The organism is Pseudomonas sp. Z2-11 (genome assembly GCF_054161305.1).
Map to the genome: position 1 here is coordinate 4,544,839 of NZ_CP096395.1, position 16,247 is coordinate 4,561,085.

Here is a 16,247-nt window from a genome sequence, read left to right on the forward strand (position 1 = left end):
ACAATATGGGCACCATTTTTCCCAGAAAAAAGGGGACAGATTTATTTTCCGTTCTTCCCCCTTGGCCGCCCCTGACCTCGTTGTTCTACCCGAATACCAACAATTCGCTCTACCTCATCAACGAAGCGCCCTGTCCCGGTCAACTGACCTCGCTGCAATGCATCACGGATCAATCGGACCTGCTCTGTAGGTATGGCCTCATGCACGAAAGCCTTATATCTACGACGCCGCTCCACAGTCGTAGCGCCTAGAGCAACGAAGCAGGGATCGACATCCAGCCATCCGCTGTCAGGCCCATCACCCAACCGGCTTCCGTAGCTCGACCATTGGTAATCTGCTACGTCGGCCACCATTTGAGCGCGTACAGGATTCAATTCTATGTAACGACAACAGGCAAGGAGATAAGCATCTGACTGCACGACACTGGATTTGTAACGGCTTTCCCATAGCGTACCGGAGCGCCCTTCCAGCCGATTGCGGTAACGTGTGGCACGTGCCGCTAAAGCCTTCATCATCTGCCCCAACCCAGCGATCGACTCACCCGGGGCCAGCAGCAGATGGACATGATTGGTCATCAAACAATAGGCGTAGACCCTAACTCCAAAAGCATCCTTGAGCTCGCGCAGATCCGCCAGGTAGCGTTGATAATCCTCGGGAGCCGCAAAAACCACCTGACGGTTATGGCCGCGCTGCACGATATGGTGTGGATAATTCGGCAAAACAATACGTCCCATCCTGGGCATATTTGACCTCTCCTCCGTGGAAGCTTTCAGCGTAGCGCAGGTTCAGAAAATAAATCTGTCCCCTTTTCTCGATGCCCTGATCGCTCAGGCCACGACCAAGGCGAGCAGTGAAGGACGGGAGGTTTTGCAGTAAGCGGAAAAAACAACACCGGCGCAAGGCCGGTGTCAGATCAACTCGAAACTTCTACACATTAAGTGCACCGACTAAAAGCCAAGCGCAACGCAGCACCTACATCAGAAGGGCAACTACCACAGGGGATAATGACATAGTCACTCTCACTTACGCCCTTGCCACTCCAGGCTTCTAGCTTTTCGTGATGGCTAGGGCGAATAGTTATCTGTCCTCTCTTACTTTCGATACTGCATTTTTTCATATCTTTAAATAATGCACGCTTGGTCTTGTAGCCATAGCGTTCCAAAGTGCTGCCAACCCATTGATCATATCGTTGATTGGTCAGGTTGTAGTCGTAGAGTTCCATATCAAAAGTAGCTTCAGGATGAATCCAAACATCCTTTCGCGGCTCGGGAAGCACAAATCGGCTATGAGCCAAGGCGTCAAGCACAGCAAGGCCTAGCTCTTTATCGGCAGCGTCAGGGCTGAAAAAATGCTCCACACCTTGCGGATCTGCTTGGCTACTTCGATAGCCAGAAAAAGTTTTTACGAAAATAAAATCTTTATTAATTTTCGCATCTGCCCAAGCTGTTTTTACGACATCACTCATCTTAATCTACCTTGGTAATTTTCACCGTAACGCCTTTGCTCTGACCGTACTCAATAGCTCTATTAATTTGATCCCACTGAGCACTCGTCGTAGCCTTTGGAACTGCCACTTGCAATTCACGACTAGTAATTTGACTAGAGGATACTGTTATGTCTTTCAAACCGTACTCAGTAAACCCTGCGGCGGTATCAATATTTCCTTTGAGCGATGAATAAACCTGACTTGGATTGGCCATTTTAGCCGCAGTGGTCGTATCAAGTGTTTTTGCACTAGTCGCAACACCGGTCGCTCTATCAAAAAAATCAAACGTTTTGAAGTTTGGCGGTAGTCGAGAGCCAGCTGGCAGTTGCGTCCCAAGGTAATCCTCCCAAGGCATGCCCTGCCCTTGGATACCTTTACCCCACTCAATCCCAGTAGTAGCACGGTCTACCGCCCCGCCAGTTGCTTTGCACCCACCAGCACCGTATCAGCACCACCAGCCGCAGCAAGCCGCCTAGCCAGCAACGCCCTTAATACCGCAGGCGCCCCCGTAGCTGCAAGCGCAGCTTCCAGATCCCAAGTGACGCTTTTGATCCCACCGCCAACGATGGTTGAAACCCTTTGCACCAAATCGTTGAACTCGTCCCTGCTACTGGAAACCCCAGCAATTTCCCTCAAGTAAGCGGTAGCGCTCTCCTCGCCAAATTGCTTCTTCCAAGTTTCAGGGACCTTGCCAGTCTCGGTCCGGGACCACAAAGAATCCGTATTACAAAAAGGGGACAGATTTATTTTCCGTTCTTCCCCCTTGGCCGCCCCTGACCTCGTTGTTCTACCCGAATACCAACAATTCGCTCTACCTCATCAACGAAGCGCCCTGTCCCGGCCAACTGACCTCGCTGCAATGCATCACGGATCAATCGGACCTGCTCTGTAGGTATAGCTTCCCGCACGAAATCCTTATATCTACGACGCCGCTCCACAGTCGTAGCGCCTAGAGCAACGAAGCAGGGATCGACATCCAGCCATCCGCTGTCAGGCCCATCACCCAACCGGCTTCCGTAGCTCGACCATTGGTAATCTGCCACGTCGGCCACCATTTGAGCGCGTACAGGATTCAATTCTATGTAACGACAACAGGCAAGAAGATAAGCGTCTGATTGCACTACGCTGGATTTATAACGGCTTTCCCATAGGGTACCGGAGCGCCCTTCCAGCCGATTACGGTAACGCGTGGCACGTGCCGCTAAAGCCTTCATCATCTGCCCCAACCCAGCGATCGACTCACCCGGGGCCAGCAGCAGATGGACATGATTGGTCATCAAACAATAGGCGTAGACCCTAACCCCAAAAGCATCCTTGAGCTCGTGCAGATCCGCCAGGTAGCGTTGATAATCCTCGGGAGCCGCAAAAACCACCTGACGGTTATGGCCGCGCTGCACGATATGGTGTGGATAATTCGGCAAAACAATACGTCCCATCCTGGGCATATTTGATCTCTCCTCCGTGGAAGCTTTCAGCGTAGCAAAGGTTCAGAAAATAAATCTGTCCCCTTTTTCCCTTCAGCTTGAGTGCAAGAGGACTACAGGATAGATATAGGAAGGGTGCAGACAGGGTGCAAAACACCGGCGCAAGGCCGGTGCCAGATCAACTCAGGTCATTTAAAATTGGCTTACTTCAGACCTTACTTATAGAGAAAGTTCCTGACGCACTTTATCGACTGTTTTATCAATAATAAACTCAGGCCCGAATATAGTAAGACCTACGAATGTTTCTGACTCAATTTTAACTTTACCACCCATCAACTCAACCTCTGTGACTTCAATTTCTTGAGAGCCTCCAACCGCCCATGACTTATCAAGTCCTACAGCACCAAGCCTGACTAAAACAATGTGTAGGGCGTTACGCAACACCGCATCGTATTCATCACCCAGTACTATTGATGTAAATTCATCACTCATATTTAAAAACCTAAATCCTTCCCGCCTGAACGACTTGCAGACTCCGCAAAAAAAGGGGACAGATTTATTTTCCGATCAGTTTTGCCCCTACACAATCAACCAGGGCCTGATCACTCCGCATCACCACAGGCTCAGAAAATAAATCTGTCCCCTTTTCTCTGCTTTTCTCTAAAAACTAAATTACTATAACGTCACCAGAATCCAGATAAATCGAATAAGCTTCATAGCCACTTTCGCCATCTGCTTCAAGAACGATCAAGTCACCGGAGCTGAATGCTATTTCCAGCGTTGCGCCTTCAAACGCTTTAACCGAAACGACATCTTGGAGCAGTAAATCTAATAAGGGCGCACTCGTATACGAGTCTGAAAACTCTCGACACCCTAAGACACCGTCCACTTTATATGACAACCTTCCTTCTATACAGAACGAGACCTTATAGGGAGGTATACCGGGGACCGTCTGCGGACGTGCAAAATCTAGATTAGTGGTTGCCACCCCAAAACTAACCACCTCCAAGTAACACCCTGACAATAACAAAAAATCAAAATCATCTGGCAATGCGTACATACGTCACCTAACTAAACAGGTAATTTCAACGACGAACCGGCGGTAAAGTGTTGGAAGGGAGCGGAACATGTGTGTCGCCCTGACCTTTACCAGGTTTTCCCGTCGCGGGGTTCATTGGTTGTTTGCCGGCGTTTTGCCAACGCCAGTATCCGTTCTCATATCCAGGCACAGGCGATGAGCCAGGAGGCATGACTCGAATGTGCTCCCCTTTCGCAGGATCGGTCCCGGAAGGGTAATATATTTCTCCACCATTTTTCCCCGGACGACTGACCCAGCCAGATGGAATTACTGGCCCTTGAGGAGGATTAGTTATTTGCTCAAGGGTTTGTGGTGTCTTTGCTCCGCCCTTCGCAGCATCGCTGCCTACAACCCCAACCTTAATCCCGGTTGTACCACCCTTCCCCCCAGCAGTCGACGAGAACAGCCCCCGATCCTGACTCAGTCCATCCGACGCAAGCTCCGCCAGCCACGCAGCAGCATCGCCTTTATCGGTGCGCGTCTTCTCAATGATGCCGGTGTTGATGGCCCGCTCGTTGCTCCGAGCGATCTCCCAAAGTGCTGCCGAACGATCGAGCCCGGCGCTTCTGCCATCATGCAGCAACTTCTCATTGGCCGGAATCTCAGCCACCAGCTGCTTGGTCACTTGCAAGCAATCCGCCGGGTTAAGCTTGCAGTACTGGCCGAACTTTTCGTTTCGACTGGCGTCGAGGTTGTTGTAATGGTCCCTGACAGCTTGGCACTCCGCAGGGGAGGCGCAGGCGTTTAGCTTCTGTTCTCTTTCGACCAGCTCCGCGTGAAACAGATAGTTGAAGCTAGTCGCGTTCTCGGCGATCTTCGAGCCAGTATCCAGATCGCCTCCAACCGCGGCCGCCGCCAACAACCCCGTCAGCTGCGATAGCGCAACTTGCAGCTCCTCGTTCCCGTTTGCAATTTTGGTCATGCCGGGAATGAGCGCTTCATTCAAACCAGCGGCCACCGCCCCTGTCTTGAAATCACTCCCCGTTAGCTCAGCCAGCAACCCTCCCATGATCGCGTGTGCAACGATTTTCTGAAGGCCGCCATCGGGGAACTTGATGGTATCGCCAACCCATTTGAACCCAGTGGCCATCGCCACACTGCCGGCCTCCCCCAACAGTGCCGAACCCAGATTGTCGCCAAAACTGCCGCCACCGATTGCGGTTGAGATACCGCTAGAGAGCACCGCCCGGCCCCCCGCCCGGATAGCGATATCAGTGAAATTAGTACTGGTCAGCAGGTTGGCGAATTTTTGACCTTGCGATGCAGCGGCGAACCAATTGGCGTCTGCGTAATTAAGTACGCCAGCGGTGACCCCGGCTATAGCAGCCCCCTTCAGGCTATCCGAACTAAACGTTTCCTTAAGCGCAGCACCCAGGTCGCCTTTGTTGTTGATAGTGCTGGTCACCGCTGTAGTCGCCAGACTGGTAGCAACGACGCCGCCGGCACTAGCACTCACTATGCCCAGCCCTGCCGGCCCCATGACGACCGACATCAAAATGGCAATAATGAGTTGCGAAGCAGGCCCCAGCCCGGAATTGCTGTACTTGAACGACTCGTGAATCTCCTTCACTTGCCGCCAGTCGACGTCACCCCGCGCTTCTGCTTCTTTCAGCCAGGCCAGTTTCGGATCCGCTTTGACCATCGCATCGATGGATTGGCTGACCGTTTCCTGATTGACTTGCTTGACGTCGATTTGGAGGCCATCGACGGCGTTGATCATGATGTTGCCTTTGGCAATCATCTGCGTCTGACGCAACGTCTCGTCGGTATTGCCTTTCCCCTTCGACGATGTCCAGAAAGCATCACCATCACTTTTCAGATGGCTCTCGTCATGCAAATCCTTCAAAGCTTCGAAAGTAATCGAACCACCACTGTCGAGCGAAATATCCCCACCACTCTCCAGTTTCGCCACCTGATACCGCTGATCCCCCCCACTGACCAACGTCAAATCCCCCCCAGCGCTGATCTCGCTCCCGATGTTTTTCACATCCGTCACTTCATCGCGCTGAGTCTTCTTGCTCCCCCAACCGCCCTTCTTTTCCATGTCATACAGCGTGTAATCGGAGTTCTGTGCGGCCAGCAGTTGCAGTTTGTTCTGCGCCACCAGATACGCTTCGTTCGCGGCGCTGATGCGGCTGGCGATCAGGGTCATGTCGTTGCCGGCGCCCAGCACGACGTCGCCGCCGGCTTTCACGGTGGTGGCGACCTGGCTGACGTGGTCTTCCTTGCGGGTGACGCTTGAGCCTTTGTTGTACGAATGCACTTCATCCGCCGCCGACGCCAGGGTCATGTCGCCGCCGGCGCTCATGTCTACGTCGCGCTTGGCTTCGAGTTCGCTGGCGATGGCTGTCAAGTTGCGACCGGCCGTGACGTCCAAGTCCCGGCCTGCCGTCACTTCGGAAGCGAGCTGTTTGATCGCCGAGTCATCGTGATCGCCGTGGTCGGTGATGCGGTCGGCTTTCTGCGCCGAGACGATGTTGACGTCGCGGCCGGCTTCGAGGGTCAGGTCGTTGCCGCTGCGCACGACGCTGCCGATGGTGTTGAAGTCGCGTCCGGCGTCGATGCTCAGGTTGTTGCCGGCCTCGATCCGGGCGGCGCTGTCGGCAAAACCCATCGACCATGACCAGGCGCCGTTTTTGTCGTCGTAGTTGGTCACCGTGCGTTCGTTGACCACGTCGCCCCGCGCCGTGGTGAGCGACACATCGCGCCCGGCGATGATGCCGCCGGCCTTGTTGGTCAGGTCGTTGCCCGCCAGCAGGTCGAGGCGGTTGCCGGCCTCCATCAGGCCGCTGTTGGTCAGGTCGTTGGCGGCGGTGGCCGAGAGGTTGTTGCTGGCGCGCAGGGTGCCGGCGTTGCTCAGGTCCTTGCCGGCGATCAGCGTCACGTCCTGGCCCTGGATCAGCGCGCCGTTGGCGGCCAGGCGGTTGTTGGCGTTGGCCAGGTACAGGACCGGCGTGAGGACTTGCTCGCCATTGACCTCGACGTTTTCCATCCAGACGATGTCGTGGGTCAGGGCGGCGACTTGTTCGGAGGTGAGGCTGACGCCCACGGACAGGTCGAGCGCCTGCTTGCTGGCGAGGGCGTTGTTCATCAGGTACTTGAACATGCCCTCGTTGGAGGTCTGGCCTTCGAGGAAGCGTTGGCCGGTGCGGGCGATGACGGCTTGCTGCACCAGGCGCTGTTCATAGAGGCCATCGCCCAGGCGCTTGGCGCTCTGGTCGGGGTCGTAGCCGAGGCTCTGCAGCAGGTAGTCCGAGCTCATGAATTGCTTGAGTTCGGTGAGCGCCGGGTTGGTTTCGATCAGGTATTTGTGCGGGTTGGAGGTGACCGTCGCATTGGGCAGGGCTGCCACGCGCGCCACCGTCTGGCTGGCAACAGGCTTGGGAATTGCCACCGAAACATCTGTCGCACCAGCGCTTCCAATGCCGGTGCCTTCGTGGGTATGTCCAGGCAACTGAGGCATGCCAGTAGCGGGGTCCGCGGCGATTGCGGTGTGGATGGTTGAGGCGCCGACGGTAATGTCAGCACCTTCGCGAGCCAGTAATTGCAACTGCCGATCGGCCGCCGAAACCTGCCCGACGTCAGCAATCTGAAGGTTACGCCCGGTGAGGGCCGGTATATCGGCGGTCCGATCCGAGGCGCTCACGCTGGCGCCGCCTATCGTCCAGGTGGATGGCACCACCGGCGCCTGAGAGGCCGGCGCGCTGCTGCTGCCCTGCCCGCTCAAGCGGAACAGGCCATTCTGGCCTTGGGGCATGACAAAGCCCGGCAAAGCCAGCGGGTCGACCCGTTGCTGGGCCAGGTCAGGTGGAAGCTGGCTGTTGAGATGAACAATGAACGGCGTGGTTGCCCGCAGCGTGCCGGTGTCGTCGACCTTGCTGTCGCTGGTGAGAATTGGCGCGTTGACGGTTTGTACGCTGTTGTTCAATGACGTTGAGGCAATGATCGTGGTGCTGCCGCCGGACTGGATCACCGCGTTGACGCTTTTGCCGGTGCTGGCCGTCTGCGTTGCGGAGAAAACGCCGTACCGGGTGACTTCCACGGGCACGGGCATGTTTTTCGACGGGTCGTAATCCGGATTCAGCTCGGTGCTTAATCCGCTTTCCTGCTGGTAGAAGTAGCCGCCATCGGCCCGTCGGTACAGCGGCACGTATTTGGCGCTGTATTTGTTGTATTCATTGACCGCACCGCCCGGGCCGATCAGCCCCAGGTAGATGCTGCCCGGCTCCCTGTCGGCCGGGTTCCGGTAGTTGCTGCGGTAGGTGATGGTCTCGAGGTTGACGCCTTCGTTCTTGAACGTATCGACGGTGATGTTGATGTTCTTGGCTGCCGACACCGAGCTGTACTGGTTGAGGAAGTTCGAGCCGGTGACGGCCAGGTTGCCGCCGGACGTGATGAAGGCGGTCGGCGAATCCTTATCGAGCGTGGTTTCGTAGACTTCGTTGACGTAATACCAGACGTTCCACTCGTCCGAGCAGTGGGCGCAACTGTGAGTGATGTAGCCATTTACCCGTTGCTGCGTGTAACTCAGCTCATCTTTGCGGTTGGTGATGGAAGTGGCGAGCAAGCGCATGTCGCCGGCGCTTTCCAGGGTGCCGGAAATGTTTTCGATCACATCTGCCCGGGCGCCTGCCGCGTTTCGGGAGATGGTCAGGTCACCGAAGCTGTAGATGTCCGCGTAGTTGTTTTTCAGCGTATCGCTGCGCAGTTGCATGCCCGCGCCGCTGAAGATCAGGCCCCTGTCGTTGAGCAATTGCGTGGCATTGACGGTGAGGTCCTGGGCGCTGCCCAAAGTGCCGTAGTTGTTCAAGGACGACGTATTGAGCAGCAAGTCGTCATTGGCGGTCATGCGTCCACGGTTGATGATCGAGCCCGCCGTGATGTCGGTCGATCCGCCCCCGGTAATACGGCCGGCGTCAGGCAAGGACACACTGGCCGCTTTCAGCGAAAGGCGCCCCAGGCTGCTGACTCGGCCAACACCCGAATAGGTCCCGCCCAGGTTCAACTGCAGGTCGCCATCACTGGCGATCAAGCCGTTGTTCACCCAGTTCCCACCGGTACCGTCCAGCCGCGTCGAAGCCAGCAACTGCCCGGTTTCCGTCTGGGTGAAGTTGTTGACGTTCACGTTCAAGCGCCCGGCCTGGATGGCCGTGGTGTTGGTCCAGGTATCGGCGTTGAGCGTCAGGCCGCCGCGGGTGACGAGGGTGCCGCCGGCGCCGGTGACGTTCGGCAGGGAGATGTCGAACGTGCCGTCGCCCAGGTGCAGCAGCTGGCCGCCGCTGTTGAGAAAGCTGTTGGCGGCCAGGGTCAGGTTGGTGTTGGCCGTCTCCAGACTACCGTTGCGGTTATCGAAAAGACTGCCAATCTGGAAATCCGTCGTTCCGCTGGTACCCAGGGCGCGCAGTTTGCCGCCCTGGTTGTCTACGCTCACCGCGCGCACCGCCATCGTGCTGTCGCTTTCGAGGATGCCAGCGGTGTTGGTCAGCACCCCGCTCAAGCCCAGCTCGATACGGTTGCCGGCAATCTGACCAGCGCTGTTATCCAGGTTGGCGCCGCTAACATTGACCAGCCCGGTGGCATAGAGACCACCGTTGCGGTTGTTCAGGTCAGTCGTGTTGATGATGACGTCGCCCGCTTGAGCCGCGATCCGCCCGCCGTTGTTGTTCAGGCCGGCCAAGGCGCGGATGTTCAGGCGCTGGCCCTGGATCACGCCGCCCTTGTTGTTCACGTCCAGACCGTTGCGCAATATACCCACGGTGCGCGCTTCAATCGCGCCTTTAAGTGCGGCAAGGGTGCCGCCGCGGTTGTCGATGCTGGCGGCGCCGACACGGACGTCGCCGGTCTGGGCGATGAGCTTGCCGCCCTGGTTGTCGAGGTTGCCGCTCAGTTCGAGGTCCAGGCCGGTCTGGCCCTGCATCTCGCCCTTGCCGTTGGCAAGGCTTGCGGCATTCAGTTCGACATCAGCCGTCTGGCTGTAGATCAGGCCGTTGGTATGGTTCTGCACGGCACCGGTGGCGGTGATCGCCAGGGCATTTTTTGCGGCGATGGTGCCGGTGTTGCTGTTGTCCAGGGTACCGGTGAGCAGGGTCAGTTGATCCTGGCTGGCGATCTGGCCGCCCTGGTTGTTGATCGCGGTCGCGCCTTTTATGGTCAGCGGACCGGCGCTGGCAAGCTTGGCGCCGCTGTTGTCGAGCACGCCATTGAGGTTCAGGTTGACGGCTGCGTTGCCGATCAGGCTGCCCTGGCGGTTATTCAACCCGGCGGTGTCGACTGTCAGCGCCTGCTGAGCATTGACAGCGCCGCTGACGTTTGCCATGGAAGTGGCCTTGATAGTCAGGCCCGCGCCGCTGTCGATCAGGCCGCCCTGACCGTTATCGAGCGCGCCACTGAGGGTGAGGTTCTGCGCACCGCCGCTGCTGAGAATGCCCTTGGTGTTGTCCACCGAGACGGCCGTCACGCCCAGGCTGCCCTGGCTGACCAGCGCCCCGCCGTTGCCGTTGAGAAGGTTGCCCAGCAGGTTGAGGTTCACATTGCCGTTGCGGCTGGACAGCGTGCCGTTGTTGCGGTTATCCAGACTAGTACCGTTGGCCAACAGTCCTTGCCAGCCGGAGATCAAGCCGTTCTGGTTGACCAACGCCTGGCCGTCGAGGCCCAGGTTCTGGCTGCTGATCAGCTTGCCGCCGCTGTTATCCAGCGTCCGGCCTTTGAGGTTGAAACTCTGGCTGCTGGAGATTTCGCCGCCCTGGTTGGTCAGGTCGCGCAAGGCATTAAACGTCAGCGGACCTTTGCCGGTGATCAGGCCGTTGCGATTGTTCAGGTCGCCGTTGCCGAGGTTCAGGGTGACGGCTTTTTCGCCGAGCAGGCGGCCGCCGTCTTGGGTCAGCGATGCCAGGGTCAGGTTGATGTCGCCCTTGGCCGACACTTCGCCGCCATCGCTGGAATCCAGGGAGTCGGCGCCGAGCGTGAGGTCGCCTTGGGCATTGATCAGGCCGTTGGCGCTGTTGTCCAGGGCCATGGCGTTGAGGACCAACGCACCGCCGGCCAACACGCTGCCGCCCTGGTTGTTCAGGTCGCCACTGTTGAGGGTGAGCAGTTGCGCCGCGCTGATCAGGCCTTGGGCCTGGTTGTTCAGCTGTTGATCGACAGTCAGCTCAAGGCCGCCGCGGCTGGTGATCGTGCCGCCATTGTTGTTCAGGTTTTGCGCCTTCGCATCGACGCTGGCCGCACCGATCATGCCCTTGACGTTGTTCAGCGCCTGGGTGATGCGCAGGGTCAGGCTTTGGCTGCTCAGCAGCTTGCCGCTGTCGTTGGTGAGGTTTTGCGCCGTCAGGGTAAAAGCTTGCGCGCTGGAAATTTCACCGCCCTGGTTGTTCACACCGTTGAGGTTTTTCAACAGCAGGGCGCCCGGGGCGTTGATCAAGCCGCCCTGGTTGTTGAGCTGGCCGTTGTGCAGGTCCAGGCTCAGCGAGGTGTTGCTGAACAGTTGACCGCCCTGTTGGTCCAGGCCGGTGACCGACGCGGTCAACGCGCCTTGGCTGCCGATGCTGGCGCCGTCCTGATTGTTGACTTGGCCCGCGACGAGGTTCAGCGTGCCGCCGCTGTTGAGCCGGCCCTTCTGGCTATTGTCGAAAGCACCGGTGGTGACGTTTACCGCACCTTTACCGCTGATGTTGCCCTGCTGACGATTGTCCAGCGCCGCGCTGGTGAGCAGCAACGCGCCGTCGGTGAGCAGTTCGCCGCCCTGGTTGTCGACGCGACCCAGGCTGTGCACGGTCAGGTCCGCCGCGCTGGACAGGCTGCCGCCGGTGTTCGTCAGGTTGGCGGCGGTGACGTTCAGGGTGCCTTCGCTGCTGAGTTGGCCCTGGGTGTTGAGCAGGTCGCGGCTCAGGTTGATGCGCTGGTTGTGCTGGCTGACCAGGTAGCCGCCGCTGTTGTCGAGCGAGCCGCCGCTGAGCTCCAGTTCAGCCTTGGCGCTGAGCAGGCCTTTGGTGCGGTTGAGCAGTTTATCCACGGTCAGCTTCAGCGCTTGCCCGGCGAACACCTGGCCGCCGTCGCTGTTGTCGAGGTTCTGGCTGACCAGGGTGACGTCGGCGTTACCCGACAGCTCACCGCCACGGTTGTCCAGCTCATCCACGTCGAGATCGAGCGCTTTTGTCGCGCCGACCAGGCCGGCCTGACGGTTGTCGAGGCTGGAGGCCTTCAGCGTCAGGGCGTCGGTGCTGATCAACGTGCCTTGACGGTTATCCACCGTGTTGACGCTGACATCGAGCCCGGTCTTGCCGGCGATACTCCCGGCGCGGTTGTCCAAGCGATCAGCGACCAGCAACAGGGCGCCGTCGGCGATCAACGAGCCGCGCTGGTTGTCGAGCAAGGAGTCGACGGTCACATCGAGTCGGTCACGACTGCTGATCAAGCCGTCGCTGTTGTCCAGGCGGTTGCTGCGACTGTCCAGCGAGGCGGCGGAAATGGCGCCCCGGGCGTTGCTCAGCACTTGGGCAATTCTGAGCATCAGGCCTTGGTTGCTCAGCAGTTTGCCGCCGCTGTTATCGAAGTTTTCTGCCGCCAGCGTGAACGCCTGTTTGCTGGAAATTTCCCCGCCCTGGTTATTCACGTCCTTGAGGTTGCTCAGCAGCAACGCACCCGAGGCGTTGATCAAGCCGCCCTGGTTGTTCAACTGGCCCTGGTTCAGGTCCAGGCTGAGGCTGGTGTTACTGAAGAGTTCGCCGCCCTGTTGATCCAGGCCGGTGATCGACGCGGTTAAGGCTTGGCTGCTGGCAATACGGCCGGCGGCGTTGTTCACCTGCGTGGCGTTGAGCGTGAGGGTATTGCCCGAGGTCAGGAGCCCGTCCTGGCTGTTGTTGAAGGTCCCGGTGATGACCTGGGTCGCGGCCTTGCCCGAGATCAGGCCTTTCTGGCTGTTGTCCAGGCTGGCGCTTTTGAGGGTCAGTGCGGCGTCGGTGCTGATGGAGCCGCCCTGGTTGATCAACCCTGCACCGCTGACAATCGTCAACATCGCGGCGCTGCTCAGGCTGCCCGCGGTGTTGTCGAGGCTGCCCGCCTCGACAGTCAACTCGCCTTCGCTGCTGATCAGGCCTTTGTTGTTCAACAGTGCGTTATCGAGGGTGATCACCAGGCCGTTGAGGCTGTTGAGCAGGCCCTCGCTGTTGTCCAGCGAGCTGCCGCTCAAGGTCATATGGCCTTGGGCGTGGATCAGCCCTTTGCTCTGGTTGATCAGCTCGGCAACTTTCATCTCCAGGTCAGTGCCGACGATGAGCTTGCCGCCATTGCTGTTGTCCAGCCGCTGGCTGCCTATCGTTGCGCCAAGACCGGCGGACAATTCGCCCGCGCGGTTGTCGATCTGCCCAACCTGCAGATCCAGTGCTTTTGTGGTGCCGACCAAACCGCCGTTGCGGTTATCCAGCGTGTCGGCGCTCAGGCTGAGATTGCCTTGAGCGACCAGCGCACCGCCCTGCTGTTGCAGGGCGCCGATGTTGGCGGTGAGTTGGCCTTGGCTGGAGATCCGACCGAGGCCGTTCTGTACTTCACGGGCCTTCAAGGTCAGCGGGCCGACGCTTGTCAGCAACCCCGCGCTGTTGTCCAGACGCGCGCCGTCGAAGGTGACGCTGCTTTTGCCGGAAATGACCCCGGCCTCCCGGTTGTCCAGTTGATCGACCGTCAATTGCAAGGCCTTGTCGGCGCGCAGGCTCCCGCCACGGTTATCCACGGAATCGCTGTGCACGCTCAGCAGGTCAGAGCCGGCCAGACGACCGCCGCGGTTGTCGAGATGGCCGGTTTGCAGGTCAATCGCACCCTTGGCAACCACTTCGCCCTTGTTCTGATTGTCCAGTACACCGCTGATGCGTGCGGTCAGGCTGCCGTCGCTGATCAACTGGCCGCCGGCGCTGTTGTTCAGGCTGGCCGCCTTGATCGTCACAGCCTTGCCCGAGCCGAGCATGCCGTTGCGGTTGTCCAGCGCACCGCCCACGTCAACGTCCAAGGCGTTATCGCCGAGCACCTGGCCGTTGCTGTTATTCAAGGCCAACGCGTTGAGCCGGGTCAGGCCGGCGCTGGAAATTTCGCCATCGACGTTGGTCAATGTGCCGTCGATGTTTACCGTCAGGTCTGCATTGCTACTCAGGTTGCCGGCGCTGTTGTCCAGGCTGGCTGCGCGCACCTCAAGGCCGTTGGCTGAAATCAGGCCTTTGGCGTTATTCAACGCCTGGGCAACGACCAGGTTGAGATTCTGCCGGCTGATGATCGAGCCGGCGCGGTTGTCCAGGCTTGTGGCATTCAGGCTGAACGCCTGGTTGCTGGAGATTTCGCCGTCGCGGTTGTTTACGGCCGCCAGGTTTTCCAGCAGCAGGCTGCCGGGGGCATTGATCAGCCCGCCCTGGTTATTCAACTGCCCGTGGTTGAGGTCGAGCGCAACGCTGGTGTTGCTGAACAACTGGCCGCCTTGTTGATCCAGGCCGGTGACACTGGCGTCCAGCGCCTTGGCACTGGCGATGCGGCCGGCGGCGTTGTTCACCTGGCCGGCCTTCAGCAGCAGCGTGTCGCTGCTGATCACGCTGCCCTGCGCGTTGAGCAGTTGCCCCGCCAGGTTCAGGCTCAGCCCTTGTTGGGTCGAAAGCGAGCCCTGGCGGTTGTCCAGCGACGCGGCGCTCAATTGGGCGCTCTTGCTCGCCGTGAGGCGCCCGCCCTGGTTGTTTATCTGGCCGCTGGCGCTGATGTCGAGCATCTGCCCCGCCGCCGCCAGACCCGCGACGTTATCCAGCGAGGCAACGCGCAACGTGACGTTGCCCAGGCTGCTGAGCTCACCGGCGTTGTTGATCAACTGCCCGACATTGGCCGTCAGGTTGCCGTTGCTGCTGACAATGCCTTGGGTGTTGAGGAGTTTGTCGGCAGTAACGCCCAGCGCGCCGCTGCTCAGCACCCGACCCTTGTTCTGGTTGTCCAGCGTCCCGGCTTTTACCGTGGCGGTTTGCCCGGCGCTCAGGGTGCCGCCCTGGTTGTTCAGGGTTTGCGCAACGTTGGCGGTGAGGTTACGGCTGGCGACGATGCTCTTGCCGTTGTTGTTCAGGTTCTGCGCTGTAAGGCTCACATCTCCCGAAGCATTGCGCGTGGTGTCGGCATTCACTCCGGCTTCAATAATGCCGCTGTTGCTCAACTGCCCACCGGCATTCAACGTGATGCTGTCCCGCGCGGCGAGGGTTTGCTGATTGCTCAGGTCACCCTGAGTCTGCGCATTCAGCGTCGTGCCGGCATAAACCGGGCCCTGCGCATCAAGGCTCGCCGCCTTGACGTTGACCGCCCCGCTGGCCGAGGTATCGACCATGCTCAAATGCCCATTGGCATCGAGCTGAATATCCCCGCCACTGGCAATCAACTTGCCGTCCAGCTTCACCCCAACCCCAGCCTCGGTGCCGACCAGCTTGATCGCGCCGGCGTACATGCCACCCAACGCCGAGGAGTCGATCGCCAGTTCCGGCTTGGCGCTGCCGTCATCGGCGCGGGCGGTGGCGCTCAAGGTATCGGCGTTGACGTCGTTGCGACCGGCCACGATCGTCAGGTTCTTCGCCTGAATCTCGGCGTTGATCTTGGCGCTACGGGTGATGATTTCGAAGTGGTCGACGTTGCTGGCATTAAGACCGGCGCCTTCGATGGCGACGCTGCCCTGGTCCACTTGATAACGATCCAGCCGACCGTTTTCGACGATTGGTTTGCCGGTGCTCAAGGTCACTTTCGGGCTGTTGATAAAGCCGCAGCCGTTGCAGCTGATGCCGTAGGGGTTGGCGACGATGACGTGGGCCGATTGCCCGGCCACTTCGGTGTAGCCGCGCAACTGGCTGGGGCTGCCGCCGTTGACTTCGTTGAGGATGGTCGTGGCGGCCGCGCCTTGGAGGTTCGGGTTGCCGACGATGATCCCACCCAGTTGCGTGGATTGGGTGCGGGAGGTGGCGTTGTTGAGGATTACGCCGTTGCTGCCGACGTTGTAGTCCTTGAACTGGTTGTGGGACAGGCCGTTGGCATTGGGCTTGGCGATGTTGACGATGGGCACGCCGTTGCCGGCCCGGTCCAGGCCGGTGCCCGGGGCGCTGACCACGATACCTTCAGCCTGGGCCCACATCGGTTGCCAGAACATGACGTTGGCCAACAGGAACGCCAGGCCGCGCTTGGGCATCCCGAGAAACCGCTCGCGGTTTTCCAGGGCAGCAGAAGGTTGGCGGGCCAGGAAGGCGTATTGGCGGTCGTCCATGAT

General features: G+C 59.0%; 7 protein-coding genes. All 7 read right to left on the reverse strand.

Annotated features, from left to right (window positions below):
- Positions 1-41: 41 nt before the first annotated feature.
- Positions 42-743 carry a transposase gene (locus M1E16_RS20105; RefSeq protein ID WP_434656419.1) on the reverse strand — a complete coding sequence of 234 codons (702 nt, stop codon included), beginning with the start codon at positions 741-743 and terminating at the stop codon, positions 42-44.
- A gap of 191 nt (positions 744-934) precedes the next feature.
- Positions 935-1,465, reverse strand: a complete 531-nt coding sequence (locus tag M1E16_RS20110) for a contact-dependent growth inhibition system immunity protein (RefSeq protein ID WP_458128210.1) — start codon at positions 1,463-1,465, stop codon at positions 935-937.
- A 1-nt stretch (position 1,466) separates the two neighbouring features.
- Positions 1,467-1,841: an endonuclease toxin domain-containing protein gene (locus M1E16_RS20115; protein WP_434697117.1), complete on the reverse strand. Its 375-nt coding sequence runs from the start codon at positions 1,839-1,841 to the stop codon at positions 1,467-1,469.
- Between the two features lie 388 nt (positions 1,842-2,229).
- A complete protein-coding gene (locus tag M1E16_RS20120; protein WP_458128211.1) occupies positions 2,230-2,931 on the reverse strand; it encodes a transposase in 702 nt (233 codons plus the stop codon).
- Between the two features lie 198 nt (positions 2,932-3,129).
- A complete protein-coding gene (locus M1E16_RS20125; RefSeq protein ID WP_458128212.1) occupies positions 3,130-3,402 on the reverse strand; it encodes a hypothetical protein in 273 nt (90 codons plus the stop codon).
- Positions 3,403-3,577: 175 nt separating this feature from the next.
- Positions 3,578-3,970, reverse strand: coding sequence for a hypothetical protein (locus M1E16_RS20130; RefSeq protein ID WP_434672557.1), 393 nt, complete (start codon positions 3,968-3,970; stop codon positions 3,578-3,580).
- Positions 3,971-3,995: 25 nt separating this feature from the next.
- On the reverse strand, positions 3,996-16,244 hold the full coding sequence (locus M1E16_RS20135; protein ID WP_458128213.1) for a two-partner secretion domain-containing protein: 12,249 nt from the start codon (positions 16,242-16,244) through the stop codon (positions 3,996-3,998).
- Positions 16,245-16,247: the final 3 nt, after the last annotated feature.

What these genes read in the sequence shown, in the direction of transcription:
- M1E16_RS20105 (WP_434656419.1), bottom strand. Translation starts at nt 743, where the DNA reads ATGCCCAGGATGGGACGTATTGTTTTGCCGAATTATCCACACCATATC.
- M1E16_RS20110 (WP_458128210.1), bottom strand. Translation starts at nt 1,465, where the DNA reads ATGAGTGATGTCGTAAAAACAGCTTGGGCAGATGCGAAAATTAATAAA.
- M1E16_RS20115 (WP_434697117.1), bottom strand. Translation starts at nt 1,841, where the DNA reads ATGCCTTGGGAGGATTACCTTGGGACGCAACTGCCAGCTGGCTCTCGA.
- M1E16_RS20120 (WP_458128211.1), bottom strand. Translation starts at nt 2,931, where the DNA reads ATGCCCAGGATGGGACGTATTGTTTTGCCGAATTATCCACACCATATC.
- M1E16_RS20125 (WP_458128212.1), bottom strand. Translation starts at nt 3,402, where the DNA reads ATGAGTGATGAATTTACATCAATAGTACTGGGTGATGAATACGATGCG.
- M1E16_RS20130 (WP_434672557.1), bottom strand. Translation starts at nt 3,970, where the DNA reads ATGTACGCATTGCCAGATGATTTTGATTTTTTGTTATTGTCAGGGTGT.
- M1E16_RS20135 (WP_458128213.1), bottom strand. Translation starts at nt 16,244, where the DNA reads ATGGACGACCGCCAATACGCCTTCCTGGCCCGCCAACCTTCTGCTGCC.